Below are 15,987 nucleotides of genomic sequence, written 5' to 3' on the forward strand. Positions count from 1 at the left end.
GAAGTTTTATGAGCGATTACTCTAAGCGCATCCAGATTATTTACGCGGTCATATTAAGCTTATTGCTGTTATTTGTTTTCTTACCGATAACAATTGGTTGGAAGATTATAGGTACCATTTTAGTCTTAGCTGTTTCCTATGGATTATTATGGCGAATAAAGCGTTACCGACAAATACTTATCTCGTCAACGGCAAATATTCAGTTCCTAACTCAAAAACTCGATTTATTGCCTGCAAGGCAACGCTATCGTTTACCTATTTTATTAGTAACAGGTAGTGCGGCAAAAGATTTTTTCCCACATGATTTATCTTTAGCTGAATCTAATGTTCTTGTCTCATCTGAGGCTGTTTGGATATATGTTGATGAGTATGCACATTTACCTATTGTCTATGATTCGTTGGTTGCAAAATGGCCTGATATGTTAGGAAGGGTTGGTTTATTTCTAGCTGTTGCACCTGAATTAGAAGATAAACAAGGATTATTAATAGCTAAATTACAAGCATTTCGTCAATCCTGGGTAGATACTTGTCGAATCGCAAAATATCAATTGCCGGTCTATTTATCGACACATATTGGTTTTAATGACTTAATTTATGATGAAAATAATCCATTGCCAGTTTACTGGTATCAGTTAGTAAATCAAAAGTTGTACTTACTTGATAGTTATTTATCTCCATTAAACAACTGGGTTAATGATATCAAAATACCATCTGAAGAACGAGAACGACGATTACGACTTCGTCCATTTTTAAATGAAGCCCAATCTTGGATTGAAAGCGTGATATTAACAACATTAATCGATACCAAACAACCTATTACAAAATGTGTACCGACAGCAACAGCAATTTATCCAACTAATCAAATGAACATTAGTGATAACGTTATGCAAAAATTGTGGCAAAGCATCACTACATTATCACTGCCTAATACACATAAAATACAAGACGGTATTAGCCCACCTGATGCATTAGTTAAATTTATGCCCATTGCCTATCCGTTTCCACCTTTTTATAAAATGATCTGTAATTTAATTATGATCACATCAGTATTTATTATGGGATGTTTGGGGGCGTCATTCTGGAATAACCTCAAGCTAGCTGATCAAATACAAAATGATATGAATCATTACCGGTTAATCTCAATGGATAGTTACGATGAAAAGAAACAAGCCCTTGAGCTACTAAAAGACGATAGGACCATGTTGAATGAATATTTTATGCAAGGTGAACCAGTTCGTTTAGGAATGGGACTTTATAAGGGGCAAAAATTAGTTGAACCATTAAATATTTCAATGAGTGATTATGTAGCTAAACCACCAGAGCCAGAAAAGATATTTGTCAAACAAACAGAAATTATTATGAAAGAGCCGCCACCATTGATTCGTTTAGACAGCTTGTCATTATTTGAAAGTGGACAATCTAGCTTAAAACCAGATTCAACAAAAGTATTAATTAATGCATTAGTTGAAATGAAAAAACAAATCAATGCTAACCAAGGAACAGGATGGCTTATTTTAATTACGGGACATACAGATTCGACGGGTGATGAAAATAAAAACATAAAATTATCACTCGATCGTGCAACTGCGGTACGTAACTGGATTATCAAAACCAGTGATATACCGGAAACCTGTTTTGCAATACAAGGGTATGGAGCAAAACAACCGTTAGTTAGCAACGATACTCTTGAAGATCGTGCCAAAAACAGACGGGTAGAAATTAGTTTAGTTCCTCAAATGTCAAACTGCGTTTTGACAAAAGGAAACTAGAAGTGTGAAACAAAAACAACAAAAGGAGTAATACAATGGCAGTTCCAGCATATATGTTTTTAAAAGATGATGGTGGTGCAGAAATCAAAGGTTCTGTGACCGTAGCTGATCGTGAAGGTAGTGTTGAAGTGGTTGAATTTGATCATAGAGTCTATATTCCAACCGATGGTAATACAGGTAAATTAACAGGAACACGTGTTCATAAAGCACTTGAATTTGTTAAAGAAGTTGATGCTTCATCACCTTACCTTTACAAAGCTGTCACCACAGGTCAAAACTTAAAATCTGTTGAAATCAAATGGTACAAAATTAACGATGCCGGACAAGAAGTTGAATATTTCAATACATTAATGGATGGTGTAAAAGTAGTATCTGTTAAACCTGAAATGTACAACATTAAAGATCCAACAAAAGAACAATACAATCATTTAGAACGTGTTGAACTTCGTTATGAAAAGATCACCTGGACTTACAAAGATGGCAACATCATTCACTCAGATAGTTGGGTTGAAAGTCGAGGCTAATGTCAAATCTGTTGATCTTGTTATAAAAACAAGATCAACGATTATTTGATTAACATTGAAATAATAAAAGGAATAATAATGATTGCCGATCCCTCCGTTTTGTTAAGAAGACTAAATCCGTATTGTGCAAGATCTCTTGAGGCGGCAGCCGGGTTATGCCAAACAAGAGCTCATACTGAAATTACACTTGAACATTGGTTATTAAAATTATTAGAACAGGGATCCGGTGATATTATTGTTATAGCAAGGCATTACCAACTTGAGATGGATAAAGTTTGGCAAGGACTACTTACCTATCTTGATGTATTGCCACATACAATTAATAAAAAACCAAGTTTATCTGCATCATTGATTGCTGTATTACAATCAGCCTGGTTAAAGGCTTCACTGGAAGATCACGAAGATGCGATCCGTTCAGTTCATATTTTACAAGCATTACAAGAGATGCCTCATTGTTTAAAGGCTCAAGAAGCATGGCCATTACTCAGTTTATCGGTTATTTCATTGCAAAAAATGCGCTCAAAGTTAGATGAAATTTCTGATGAAAGTCCTAACAACCAATACAATTATTATTCAGAAGTTGAGACTGATACATCGAATCATTTAGATATTGAATCCGAAAAAGATGCAAAAACTAGCGATGATAAACAGCAAAATGCTCAATCTTTTAATGTAAAAAAAGAAAGTGATAAACAAAAACATCATCAAGTAGCACTTAGTCGCTTTACCGAAGATGTAACAGAAAAAGCTAGAGCGGGAAAAATCGATCCAGTTTTTGGTCGTGATAGTGAAATTCGTCAGATGGTGGATATTTTATCCCGTCGTCGTAAAAACAATCCTATTTTAGTTGGTGAACCTGGTGTAGGTAAAACGGCTTTAGTTGAAGGATTAGCGCTACGTATTGCTGAGAATAATGTACCATCCAATCTTAAGGATGTCAGTATATTAACGCTAGATCTCGGTTTACTGCAAGCAGGAGCCGGTGTAAAAGGTGAATTTGAACAAAGGCTTAAAAATGTAATTGATGCTGTTCAACAATCACCAACACCCATATTACTATTTATTGATGAAGCACATACCATTATTGGTGCAGGCAATTCAGCTGGTGGTGCTGATGCAGCAAATTTACTAAAACCAGCATTAGCTCGAGGAGAACTACGAACTATTGCCGCCACAACCTGGTCTGAATATAAACAATATTTTGAAAAGGATGCAGCACTTGAACGTCGCTTTCAAATGGTTAAGGTAGATGAACCCGACGATGAAAAAGCTAGCCTCATGTTAAGAGGGCTAAAATTACGATATGCCAAACATCATGGTGTTCATATATTAGATGAAGCAGTCAAGACTGCAGTCACGCTATCTCGGCGTTATATTAGTGGTCGCCAATTACCAGATAAAGCAGTTGATCTACTAGATACGGCATCTGCTCGAGTAAGAATGAGTCTTGATACTATACCAGAACCTATCACAAAGCTAGAGTCAAAAATTGACGCACTTACAATTGAAAAAGATGCAATTAAAGCGGATTTGGCCTTAGGTGAATATTCATCAACTGATCGTATAACAGATATTGATAAACAACTAAATGTGTTACAAAAAAAATTAACTATCGAACAAACTCAATTTGAAAAAGAAAAAGAACTGATTGGGACATTAGTTGAATTACGAAAAAATCTAACTCCTAAAGCAGATAAAAAAATACTCAAACAACTGACTGTAACGCAACGAAAGTTAAATGAACTACAAGGAAGCTCACCTTTATTATCACTTGATGTCAATAGTCGTACGGTCTGTTCGGTAATTGCAGATTGGACAGGCGTTCCATTAGAAGGTTTACTAAAAGATGAGCAAAGTCACTTACTAGAACTAGAAAATGATTTACGTCAACGTGTAGTAGGTCAAGATAATGCACTATTAGAAATAGCCAAACGTATTCGTGCAGCTAAAACAGGGCTCACCTCAGAAGATTCGCCTATCGGAGTTTTTTTACTAGTGGGACCATCTGGTGTCGGTAAAACTGAAACAGCTTTGGCATTAGCCGACACGTTATTTGGTGGTGAGCAATCACTTGTCACCATAAATATGTCAGAGTACCAAGAATCGCATACTGTTTCGCAATTGAAAGGATCGCCTCCGGGTTATGTTGGTTATGGTCAAGGTGGAGTTTTGACTGAGGCTGTCAGAAAACGTCCTTATAGTGTAGTGCTATTAGATGAAGTCGAAAAAGCACATCGCGATGTACTTAACTTGTTTTATCAAGTTTTCGATCGTGGATTTATGCGTGATGGTGAAGGTCGTGAAATTGATTTTCGTAATACATTGATCCTTATGACCTCTAACCTCGGTAGTGATGAACTAATGGCTCTTTTTGAAGAAATGCCTGATGCTAGTGTTGCAACCCAGCAGGAGTTGTTACGTCCGATTATTCGAGAGCATTTCCAACCAGCACTACTTGCACGTTTCCAAACAGTTGTTTTCACACCACTAGCAAACGATGCATTACGCCAAATTGTCGAAATGAAATTGAATAAAGTTGCTTCGCGATTACAAAAACATTACAAAATACAATTTAATGTTGGTGAACAACTTTACGATCAACTTGTTGCTGCTTGTTTATTGCCAGACACCGGTGCACGAAACATTGACAGCATTTTAAATCAACAAATTTTGCCAGTAGTATCCAATCTACTACTGCAAAGAGCAAACAGCAACAATACTACAACTCAAACATTAAAACTCGATTTTAACGAAACTGAAGGAATCGTATTGGAATGGGTAACACCCAAAGTGACAACAAAAAATAGTAAAAAAAGCATAAAAAACTCAAAAAGTGAAATGGAATAGTAAGGAGTAAAGCATGATGCAAGCGCTTAATTCTCGTGAACCAATTAAATAATAAATTTATTGGTCATCATTCAGACCTTGTAAGTTATAACTGATATATTTCAATGGTAGACGGTTTTTATTGCCGGTATCTATCTTATAGATAAGGAGAAGTGAGCAATTTAATCAACCTTAATATTCAGTTATTACTATTACCTGCTCAAAAAAATAATCTGGTGATGGTGTTTTTTTATACCAAACTAAAAGTAAACAAATAAAGCAAAGTAATATTAACAACATTTACTTTAAATGTAATACAAAACAAATGAAAGTATCGGTAACAAGAAAGTTGGATAGAAATCGTTATTTTGTTCATGCAAGCAAAAGTATTTTACGTTATCTGCGGAGTAAAAAAATAAAAATAAGCTTGATATAAATAGATATTTTCAAGTTTATTTTTCTGATTAGCAAAGTGTAACTGAAAACTATGTATTACTTTTTGTTTAATATTTAGTTTCAAAAATAATTAATTTCATAATAAGAATAAACAATAAAGGAATAAGACAATGGGTAGAAACGTTGTTCGTTTAGGTGACCCCACAACACATGGTGGAAATGTAATTTCGACTTCTTCAACGACAACAGTTGAAGGCAAACTTGTAGCATTAATTGGCGATCTAGTTAGTTGCCCTAAAAAAGGCCATGGAGTCAATAAAATCATTGAAGCATCTCAAACTTGTTTCTCAGATAATAAAGCTGTAGTTATTGACCAATGTTTGTGTGAGTGTGGTTGTCAGGTGATTTCTACAATTAACAAAGCGGAGATGGAGTAATATCATGTCTTGGCCTAAACCTAATATGATTAATACCTTAAAACCTCCAGTAAAATTACATGGTAACCGCTGGGTGGTTTTTTTTATTGTATTAATAATTATAACGGGTATTTTGCTTGCCTTCATGTGGACAGATAATGATTATTTTTCACAATGGAAATTTTGGGTTAGTGTTCTCTTTATTTCAACGGTGATTAGTGGTGTTGCGCTTAGTATTCGATTATATCTATACGGATTAGCTCAGGAAGAATATGAAATATGGAAACAAGAACAAAATAATATTGAGCAAAATTGGCAAATGTGGGCAATGCAATCATTAGTCGTTCTTGATAGTCACTATATTGTACCTAATAAAATAACCGCAAAAGAACTAATATTTGATAGTGACAACATCAGTGTCCAAGTTAATAACTCACTAACATTTGATGACCAATCTACATTTAAAAATCTTGCAGAAGATCTGTTTTTTTCTCTACGTCAGGTTTTATCAAATTTACCGGCGAAAGAACCGATCAATATCACTATTTATTCATCTTCTGAGTCATATAGCTATATTGATGAGGAAATTAATCATGCTTATCAATCTGCAAAAATATCACAACCATATAAGTTAACTCATCAGATTGTGTCTCGCGCTGAGAATGAAAAATTGATCCAATGGATTGATAATCCTCAATCGGCATTACAACTAATCATTATTAACAACACTATCTCATCAGGTTCAGCATTCTTGTGTGCATTTTTATTAACTGATAAAGAGCATTATCAGAATTTGGATATTGACATTGCTAAATGTGAAATTTTACGACCAATGATAACTGATGATCTGCTCGTTGGCATTAATCAGATGAATGATATACAACCGGCAATTCATCAAATAAACCAACTTTGGTTTGCCAATATGAGTAATCAACAAGAAGTAAACCTAACAAAACTGTTAGCTGATCTGCAAATTTCACCTGAACAGATCTATAAACTAGAAAGCTTATTGGGTAATCAAACGGAACTTTCTTATTGGCTTTCGTTGGCAATGGGGTGTGACATGATAACTCAAACGAAACAAAATAATTTAATTACTGCAATGAGCCGAAACCAATGGTTATTTTCTGTTGTGACAACAGTTAGTAAGGAGTCGTAAATGAAAAATAAATGGAAACAGTTTGGATTAATTTTCATTATATTATTAGGTGCGATATTACTAGCAGTAGGACTCTTTTTCTGGGGAGCCGATTTTGGTTATACCACAACTAAGGAGAAAATCTCTTTTTGGTTACAAGGGATGTTATTTTTATTAGGTTTATTATTAGCACCAGTAATTATAACAAATAGTCGCAAAGTATGGGCAAAAGAAAAAGCAAAACGAGAATCACTAAACCCAGCTAAAAATGAAAAGTCAGAAAAACCAATTCCATTTTCCGAGTTTTTAGATATTAAAAAACAGTGTAAATATCATTCAGGTCTATTTTGGCGTTATAAGATTCGAAAATGCCTTGTATATGGCGATGTACCCGATGTGGAGTCTTTATTTCCTCGTTTACAACAAGAGCAATGGCAATTTTGTGATGAAACCTTAATGATCTATGGAGGTGATTTTCACAGTGAAATAAATACTCCATGGCTACAAGCTTTAAAAAAACATTTTTCACGTTGTTTACCTTTTTTACATAAACCAATTGATGCCTTAATTTGGGTAGTACCAAAGCACTATTTAGACAATAATCGTCAACAAGAATTATTAGTTGAAAAAGCCATATTACAATTACGAGCTCGTAATAAAGTATTAAATTGGTCTGCTCCACTTTATTTAGTCTCTGGATATGGAGGCGAATGGTCACAAATAGGACGAATGGAACAAAGCGTAGGACTTATTTTCCCTATGCTAAAAAAAGAAGCAATGGAATCGGTTGTTCTATCACTTAAACAATTGGCCAAAGAGTCTTGTAAACGTGGCGTACAACAGATTAAAGAAAATCCTCATTATGCCTTTTTACTTAAGCTAAGTCAGGACTTAATTAAACGCGATATCATTAATATTAAACGCTACTTAACCTCATTGATATCATTTCCGCATTCACCTCATGTTCGCGGACTCTTTTTTATGTCTCACCAGTTTTTATCGAATGAGGAACAACAGTATTTTGATAATTATCTGACCATGAACCCCACATGGCAGTCAATTAGTGATGATGCAAAGCAACAATCAGGTCAACGCTTGGGTATTCAATGGGGAATGGTATCATGTTTTGCTTTATTAGGATGTATGATAATAATGGGTATTGCTTTATTAACTTCATATTATCGTAATGCTTCACTTATTAATGATAGTATTAGACTTGCTCAACAAGCTGATAATTCTATTAAAAAAGATTATATCACCCGGTTACAGATACAATATAACTTACAACTGCGTTTAGAGCAGTTACTTCATCGTCAGCAACAAGGTACACCTTTATCTTATCGCTTTGGGTTAAATCATAATGATTTGTTATTAAAAAAATTATGGCTTACTTATCGAACAACTAATTCACGTAATATTGCGACACCATTTTACAACATGATGACAGATTATTTGACCGTAATGACCCAGTTACCTCCTAATAATCCAGAACGTATTAAATTAGTTGATTCTGCTTATGATGTACTAAAAGCTTACTTAATGATGAGTCATCCTGAAAAAAGTGATGGATTATATTTAAGTCAATTTGCTTCAAAAAAATGGCGAACTCCTGATGGTGTTAGCGACGGAGATTGGCAAAGATTAATGCCAGATTTAGTTCGTTTTTGGGGGCAAATGCTTAATTTTCATCCTGATTGGGCACAGCAAGATGATGCTCGTTTAGTTAAAGATGCCCGGCAAGTTTTAATCAACAAAATTGGAGTTCAAAATGCGGTTAATACGCTTTATCAAGAAATGATTCAACGAGCAAGTCAGCAATATGCGAATCAAAATTTGACCCAATTACTTGAAGGGATAGACACTAGATTGCTATTTTCAAATGATGTTGATGTACCAGGCGTATATACTCGCAAAGCGTGGGAAAATACTATAAAAGATGAAATTGATGAAGTTGTCAAAGCACGCCAAGAACAAATTGATTGGGTACTAAGTGATGGCGGAAGTACTTTAACCTCATCAATTTCGCCAGAAACGTTAAAACAGCAAATTACTGAACGTTATTTTAGTGAATATAGTAATGCATGGTTACATTTCTTAAATACTATTCAGTGGCATCAAGTGAATAATATTTCAGATGTTATTGAACAATTAACCTTACTTGCAGATACTCGGCAATCCCCATTAATCGCTTTAATGAATGTTATCAAATACCACTCAGAAGTTGCTTATACAGGAGGTGGATTAGGGGATAATTTGATTCGTTCCGCTAAAGAACTTATAGGAAACAAATCACAAACTGGATTACCAAGTAATAACGAAGCTTCAGGTCCGTTAACTGCAACATTTTTACCTGTAACAAGCTTACTTAAAAATGACAACACCAATGGACTATCTTTGCAAACATATCTATTACGAGTAACACAGGTCCGTCTAAAACTACAAAACGTAACCAATAGTGCTGATCCACAAGCAATGATACAAGGATTAGCGAAAAGCGTGTTTAAAGGTACCTCGGTTGACTTAACAGAAACACGGGATTATGGCAATTTAATTGCAGCGAATTTAGGTGAGGAATGGTCCGGATTTGGTTATAACCTGTTTAAGCAACCATTAGAACAATCATGGCAAGTTGTGTTAGCCCCAGCGGCTATAAGTTTTAATGATGTTTGGCAAAATTATATTGTCAGTCAATGGGAAAAATCATTTGCAGGCCGCTATCCTTTTAAAAATAGTGATAATGAAGCATCCTTAGCCGAGCTAGCTCGTTTTTTGCGAGCTGATACAGGGATTATTGATCAGTTCATTACCAATGAGTTAAATGGTGTATTAGAGAAGAAAGGTGGTAGCTGGACAGTTAATACTGCTAATGCACAAGGCCTTAATTTTTCGCCAAAGTTTCTTGGTGCACTAAAATTATTTAATGACATTTCTTCTGAGTTACTTACATCGGGAGATGTCGCTTTATCATTTGATTTAATGCCTCGTAGTGGAAACCAAGTTGTTCGCACGGAATTAATCATTAATAAACAAAAATTAGAATATTTTAACCAATCACCTATGTGGCAACGTATTAATTGGCCGGGCGATGGATATTCACCTTATTCACAACTCAGTTGGAACAGTAACGCAACAGGATTACGGCTTTATGGCTATTATAACGGTGATTGGGCATGGATACGCCTACTTGAATCAGCATCCGTTAAGCCATTAGATTCAAGTCGTTACGAACTGATCTGGAAAACACCTGATGAACATAACTTACGATTTATTTTACGGACACAGTTAGGTGGTGGTCCTTTGACGTTATTAAAATTACGTAACTTTACATTACCGCCAAGGGTATTTGAAGAATGATTAATTAAAATAAAATGATGGGTTATTGTTATGTTTAGTCAACTGTTAAGTTATTTTTTTGGGCAACAAGACCCAAGTAACTCAATAAAACAAGAGTTAAATCAATATTGGGCTGATTGGTTACATCCAATCAGCCCTGATAAACCAGCGGGTGAGGATTTAACTTATCATGATTCTTTTCAAGAAATCAAAGAGGAAATAGGTAAATTATCAGAGATTAATTACGAGTTGATTGCAACAGAAAGTGAAATGATTTTGAAACAAAGCAGTAAAGATATTCGCGTTGCTACTTATTATTGTCTAGCTCGTTTATATATTGATGGCGCGGAGGGATTTGCAAACGGTGTTGAACTTTTGGCGAGTTTACTCGATAAATTTGGTTCAGATATTTATCCTTCTCGGCAAAATATTCGTAAAAATGCCATTGAATGGCTTGCCAACGCCAAATTTATTGATGAATTGAATCATTTACAACCTATCCCAGAGAACTATTTAAACCGCATTATTGTTGCTTTAAATTTGATTGATATAAATTGCCAAACTCTATTTGTTACAGATGATCCCAATCAATCTGATATAGCGCCGGATTTAACTGCGTTGGTTAATTTTTTTACCAATAGTATCAAACAACCGATCAAAGTGAACAATGTAGAAGAAAAATCACCTATACCAACCACTCCTACAATATTGGAACCGCAAACGAATGTTGAAGTAAGGAAAATTAGTTCTCAACATGAATTGCTAGATCAAGCACGCAAAATGGCTGCTTTTTTACGTGAAAAACCTGAAGGATATTTTGCAGCAGGTCGTTTTTTACGTGTTATCCGTTGGGATACGATTCTTGTGTTACCCCCAGCTGACAGTCGTGGTAGGACTCGTCTACCTGCACCAAGAAATGAACTTAAACAACAAATCAGTCGTTTAATCATCCAACAACAATGGTCAGAACTTTTTGAACGTGCTGATGCGGCGTTTATGGAATCAGCGAATCATTTCTGGTTAGATTTACAACGCGCAATGGTATTAGCTTTACAAAAAATGGGCGAACCTTATCAATCATGGGCAGAGATCTATTTAGCTGATATTGGTTTAATGTTAGAACGATTAAATGGGATTGAGAACCTGTTATTTGAAAATGGAACCCCATTTGCCGATGATGAAACACGCAGTTGGATAACAAAATATGCACACATACAGCACTTAGATAAAAATGAAAATAATACATTGATTATGGAATCAAGTGAAAATGATTGGTATGAAATTGAAAAACAAGCATTAGAACTGGCTCATGATGAAAATTTAGAAAAGTCGTTTCAATGGCTACAAAATTTACCTTTACTTCGTTCAGCAAAGCAACAGTATTTTTTGCGATATACGCAAGCAAAAATAGCAGAACAATTTGGTAAACACGATATCGCATTAAATATATTAGTGGGTTTAAACGATCAACAACAATCGATGACTTTATTACAGTGGGAACCTGAATTGTTGTTTGATATAAAACAATGCTTATTACGTTTAATAAAACAAAAAAATCAATTTAAAGAAAGTATAAATCCAGATTTATCGAAGCAAATCGAGCTATTGCAACAACAATTAATGCAACTTGATCCAGCAAAAGCAGTCAGTGTGATGTAAAGTCGTTAAAAGCAAAGTAATGAGAGAAACTAACATGGAAACTAAAGGGATAAACAATGGATGATTTAATTCTACGCTATTACGAATCAGAGATGCGTTATTTGCGTGAAGCAGGTAAAGAATTTGCAAAAATCCATCCTGATAGAGCAAATCAATTAAACTTAGATCGTGTGGGGGATCGCGATCCTTATGTTGAAAGGTTATTTGAAGGATTTGCTTTTTTAATGGGACGATTGCGCCAAAAAATTGATGATGATTTACCTGAGCTTACAGAAAGTTTAGTTAGTCTACTTTGGCCACACTATTTACGCTTAATTCCGTCATTATCAATTGTTGAGCTAACTCCTGACTATGCGATCTTATCGCGTCAAGAAGTGATCCCCAAAGGATTACAAGTACAAACAGAACCTCTTGGACAGGCGGGAACCCAGTGTCCTTATCGAACAACACAAGAAGTAAAACTGCAACCGATAAAAATCAGCCAAGCGAAACTTGGCATCAACCATGATGGTCGAAGTATTATCAGCATCCGTCTAACTTTTGGTGATTTGGCTGATTTTGAACAGCTTGATTTATCGCAATTACGATTGTATTTAAATGCTGATGCTCCAATTGCATCAACACTTCATTATGCTTTGACACAACAAGTTGCCTCAATGTATTTACGTTATTCAACTAATCCCGAAAGTCGCATAAATTTATCAGGAAAAATAACGCCTGTAGGTTTTGCTGATGAGGATCGTTTGTGGTTAAAACCAGATAATGCCTTTGCCGGATATCAGCTCTTATTAGAATATTTTGCGTTCCGTGAAAAATTTATGTTTGTTGATTTACATGGATTAAATATACGTGATGTACCAGAAAATTGTAATTACATCGATATTGAATTAGTTCTTAATCAAAGTTGGCCAAACGATATGCCTTTTGATCATGACAATATTCGTTTGCATTGTGTACCAGCCATTAATTTATTTGATATGGAAGCAGATCCTATTGTTGTTAATCAGTTGGAAAGTGAATATCTACTTCGACCATTACTCAGACAAGATGGTCATATTGAGGTTTATTCGGTTGATAATGTAGAAGCAATCACTCGTGATGGACGTTATCAGTACGTCCCTTTTACTAGCTTTAAACATCGTGGTGGAATGTTACGACACGATGCACCCGAAAGATATTATCATACTCGCGTTCGTAAAGGCGCAACAGGCTTACATGATACATGGTTAGTTTTGGGGGGTAAAATTTGGGACAAAAGCGAAATGCTTGAAACTGAAACCTTATCGTTACAAGTAACAGGCACTAATGGCATGCTGCCACGTAAAGCATTACGCAATGCACGTATCTATGAACTTAATAGTTCCCAAAATTGTATTGCTAAAGTGCAAAATTTATGTTCACCAACATTACCATGTTACCCACCAACAGAAGACCGTTTTCATTGGCGAGTACTATCTCATTTAGCACCTAATTACCTATCATTAATGAACGCTGAAGTTTTACGTGGAACACTAGCCTTATATGATTGGACAGACAACGAGCTAAACCGTCGGCGTTTAGATGGCATTGTTGAAGTATCTCACCGAATGATAAAGCGTATTGAAAAAGGAATGCTACAGCGTGGTATAGAAATTGAAATAACACTCAATAGTTACCAGTTTACTGGTGAAGGTGATGTCATGCTTTTTGGTGAATTATTACATCAATTTTTTGCATTATATGCTGACATTAATTTGTTTACACAATTGGTTATTATTGTTTTACCAACAGGAAATAAAATTGTATGGAACCAAAGCAAAGTATCGAAGACAGCCTTTTAATGCAAACGCTGGAAAAAGTGTTGCCAAAAATGAATTTTTATCGTTTTTGTCAATTACTTGAGCAAATGTATGCACACCAGCCTATACTCGGTAGATATGAAACCCCTACTGCCGATCCTTTACGCTTTGCACCATCTGTAGATATGTCTTTTCCGGCTAGTGAACTAAAATATATTGAAAAATCACCCTATATTAATCGCCCAACTACAGTTAGAACACGGTTTTTAGGTCTATATGGTGTTGATTCAGTATTACCACTTGGCTTACTTGATAATATTATTCGCCGTGAAGAAAACTATCAGGTTATGACAGACTTCTTAGATATGTTCAATCATCGAGTCATAACACAGTTTTATCGTATCTGGTTGAAATACCATTACCCAGCAAGTTTTTTAAGTGGTGGTCAAGATCCAATATCTCAATGCTTACTTGGATTGACAGGTTTAGGTATTAATGGTACGGCAGAACAAATAGGTGCACCATCATCGCGTTTTTTAGCTTTATTAGGTTTAATAACCCAAAAAACGCGTACAGCTGAAGGTATTGTGGGATTAGTCCGAGTATTGGTTGATGATGCAAAAGTCGTGGTAAGTGAGTTTTATCCAATTTGGCAATCAATTGACCAAAAATCTCAATTAACAAGTAATGGACAACAACGATTCGGTTTAGATGGAGGGGCAATATTAGGATCTCGCTTTCGAGAAAGTAATCAAACTATCCATATTGCGATAACACCCCAGTATATAGAACAAGTTATGGCTTTATTACCTGATGGGCAATTGCATCATGATCTTTGGGCCTTATTACGGGCTTACTTAGGTTATCAGGTTGATGCCAAGATAACACTCAATATTCAGCGCCGTTTTTTACCTAAAAGTCAGTTAACATCCAAAAATTGCAGACTAGGGCAAACCGCATCATTTACCAAAACCACCGAGAACGGTGAGCCAGTTCAAGATGAAGTTGCTATAAATTTAGGACATTATTCTGGGATTGATTACGTAGCATAATAAAAGAAAGGATATAAATATGAGACTAATTAATGTATTAATTATTAGCACATTAAGCATATGGTTAAGCGGATGCGGTATTGCGCAAAGCGTATCAGAAGGGGTTGTTGATTTGAGTAATTCTGTTTTTTCATGGAATGTCAGAACATTACATCTAGATATTACTGCAAGAGCAGAATTAAACGTCGATGATGAAGGACATTCTTCACCTGTAGTGATTCGTATTTATCAATTAAAAGAGGCCGATACATTTAATTCTATTTCTTATCAAGATCTGGTTGATCAAGATAATGATGCTTTAAAAGAATCACTACTTGAAAGTAAAGAAGTTGTTTTAAAACCAGATACAGCTATTTCCATTGATGTACCTTTTGACAAAAAAGCCGAAGTTGCTGCTATTGTCGCACTTTATAAAGAACCAGATTTAAAAGAGAACAGCTGGCGCCTGATTTTGACTCGAAGTGATTTAAATATCAGCACACCCCGTGAAATAGTAGCAAATAAATATTCAATTAAACTAATGGATGAAAATAAATGAGTGCTTCGTTATATGACATACTTTATGGTTATTTTGAGTCAGGTATAGCAATTGATGACGTGGCTGAAAATGAACATACCATTATTAGTGTAATGGATAATATTGAACGTATTTTAAATAGTCGAGCAGGTACGATTAAACATATGCCAGATTATGGATTACCTGACATGTCCAAAATCTTTCAAGCTTTACCCTCATCAGCCTTTGTTTTAATGAGAGCTATGGAACAAACATTGTTAACCTATGAACCAAGACTTTCTTCTATTGATATCAATATAAGCGAAAAAAATAATGACACAATGATATTAGCTTATGAACTGGTTTGCCATTTAAAAGAAGTAGGGCTGGTCAGATATGGAACTTACTTTATGCCAGATGGAAAAACTCGCTTGAAATATACACGTAAAGATCGCTATTGATAAAGTAATAAATTAAACAAATAGTAATAAATATAATAAGTTACAGCTAAAAATATATTATGCAAAAAATAGAATAAAAAATAGAAAGGAGATTCATATGGCCAAAGTGATTAATCATCTTGTTAACCAATTAGGTGAA

11 protein-coding genes are annotated in these 15,987 nt (G+C 35.0%); all 11 read left to right on the top strand.

The genetic code is table 11. From position 1 onward, the window contains the following. The first annotated feature begins 8 nt into the window (after positions 1–8). The 11 genes from Q0K76_RS06630 to tssE all read left to right on the top strand — a co-directional run bounded on the left by Q0K76_RS06630 (position 9) and on the right by tssE (position 15,848). Positions 9–1,769 (top strand): OmpA family protein, encoded by a 1,761-nt coding sequence (locus tag Q0K76_RS06630; protein ID WP_294613262.1) that lies wholly within the window; start codon positions 9–11, stop codon positions 1,767–1,769. A 35-nt stretch (positions 1,770–1,804) separates the two neighbouring features. After that, a complete protein-coding gene (locus Q0K76_RS06635; protein ID WP_294613265.1) occupies positions 1,805–2,293 on the top strand; it encodes an Hcp family type VI secretion system effector in 489 nt (162 codons plus the stop codon). Between the two features lie 78 nt (positions 2,294–2,371). Then, positions 2,372–5,140 (top strand): type VI secretion system ATPase TssH, encoded by a 2,769-nt coding sequence (gene tssH, locus Q0K76_RS06640; RefSeq protein WP_294613267.1) that lies wholly within the window; start codon positions 2,372–2,374, stop codon positions 5,138–5,140. A 545-nt stretch (positions 5,141–5,685) separates the two neighbouring features. Further along, positions 5,686–5,952 carry a PAAR domain-containing protein gene (locus tag Q0K76_RS06645; RefSeq protein WP_294613268.1) on the top strand — a complete coding sequence of 89 codons (267 nt, stop codon included), beginning with the start codon at positions 5,686–5,688 and terminating at the stop codon, positions 5,950–5,952. A 4-nt stretch (positions 5,953–5,956) separates the two neighbouring features. Beyond that, positions 5,957–7,090 (top strand): hypothetical protein, encoded by a 1,134-nt coding sequence (locus Q0K76_RS06650; protein ID WP_294613270.1) that lies wholly within the window; start codon positions 5,957–5,959, stop codon positions 7,088–7,090. Further along, the gene (locus tag Q0K76_RS06655; protein WP_294613273.1) at positions 7,091–10,423 is read left to right on the top strand and encodes an ImcF-related family protein; all 3,333 of its coding nucleotides are present in this window, start codon (positions 7,091–7,093) and stop codon (positions 10,421–10,423) included. Positions 10,424–10,453: 30 nt separating this feature from the next. Next, positions 10,454–12,061 carry a type VI secretion system protein TssA gene (tssA, locus tag Q0K76_RS06660; protein WP_294613276.1) on the top strand — a complete coding sequence of 536 codons (1,608 nt, stop codon included), beginning with the start codon at positions 10,454–10,456 and terminating at the stop codon, positions 12,059–12,061. 56 nt (positions 12,062–12,117) lie between these two features. Further along, positions 12,118–13,881, top strand: coding sequence for a type VI secretion system baseplate subunit TssF (gene tssF, locus Q0K76_RS06665; RefSeq protein WP_294613279.1), 1,764 nt, complete (start codon positions 12,118–12,120; stop codon positions 13,879–13,881). Next, positions 13,845–14,891, top strand: coding sequence for a type VI secretion system baseplate subunit TssG (tssG, locus tag Q0K76_RS06670; protein WP_294613282.1), 1,047 nt, complete (start codon positions 13,845–13,847; stop codon positions 14,889–14,891). The genes tssF and tssG overlap by 37 nt, the downstream gene beginning before the upstream one ends. Before the next feature lie 19 nt (positions 14,892–14,910). Next, positions 14,911–15,429: a type VI secretion system lipoprotein TssJ gene (tssJ, locus tag Q0K76_RS06675; protein WP_294613286.1), complete on the top strand. Its 519-nt coding sequence runs from the start codon at positions 14,911–14,913 to the stop codon at positions 15,427–15,429. Then, positions 15,426–15,848: a type VI secretion system baseplate subunit TssE gene (tssE, locus tag Q0K76_RS06680; RefSeq protein ID WP_294613289.1), complete on the top strand. Its 423-nt coding sequence runs from the start codon at positions 15,426–15,428 to the stop codon at positions 15,846–15,848. The genes tssJ and tssE overlap by 4 nt, the downstream gene beginning before the upstream one ends. Positions 15,849–15,987 lie beyond the last annotated feature (139 nt).

This window comes from uncultured Gilliamella sp., from assembly GCA_945271295.1.
Classification (GTDB): Bacteria; Pseudomonadota; Gammaproteobacteria; order Enterobacterales; family Orbaceae; genus Gilliamella.

Bases quoted from the DNA above. Each gene is read 5' to 3' on its own strand.
- Q0K76_RS06630 (WP_294613262.1), top strand. From the start codon at position 9: ATGAGCGATTACTCTAAGCGCATCCAGATTATTTACGCGGTCATATTA.
- tssE (WP_294613289.1), top strand. From the start codon at position 15,426: ATGAGTGCTTCGTTATATGACATACTTTATGGTTATTTTGAGTCAGGT.
- Q0K76_RS06645 (WP_294613268.1), top strand. From the start codon at position 5,686: ATGGGTAGAAACGTTGTTCGTTTAGGTGACCCCACAACACATGGTGGA.
- tssF (WP_294613279.1), top strand. From the start codon at position 12,118: ATGGATGATTTAATTCTACGCTATTACGAATCAGAGATGCGTTATTTG.
- tssJ (WP_294613286.1), top strand. From the start codon at position 14,911: ATGAGACTAATTAATGTATTAATTATTAGCACATTAAGCATATGGTTA.
- tssH (WP_294613267.1), top strand. From the start codon at position 2,372: ATGATTGCCGATCCCTCCGTTTTGTTAAGAAGACTAAATCCGTATTGT.
- Q0K76_RS06635 (WP_294613265.1), top strand. From the start codon at position 1,805: ATGGCAGTTCCAGCATATATGTTTTTAAAAGATGATGGTGGTGCAGAA.
- tssG (WP_294613282.1), top strand. From the start codon at position 13,845: ATGGAACCAAAGCAAAGTATCGAAGACAGCCTTTTAATGCAAACGCTG.
- Q0K76_RS06655 (WP_294613273.1), top strand. From the start codon at position 7,091: ATGAAAAATAAATGGAAACAGTTTGGATTAATTTTCATTATATTATTA.
- Q0K76_RS06650 (WP_294613270.1), top strand. From the start codon at position 5,957: ATGTCTTGGCCTAAACCTAATATGATTAATACCTTAAAACCTCCAGTA.
- tssA (WP_294613276.1), top strand. From the start codon at position 10,454: ATGTTTAGTCAACTGTTAAGTTATTTTTTTGGGCAACAAGACCCAAGT.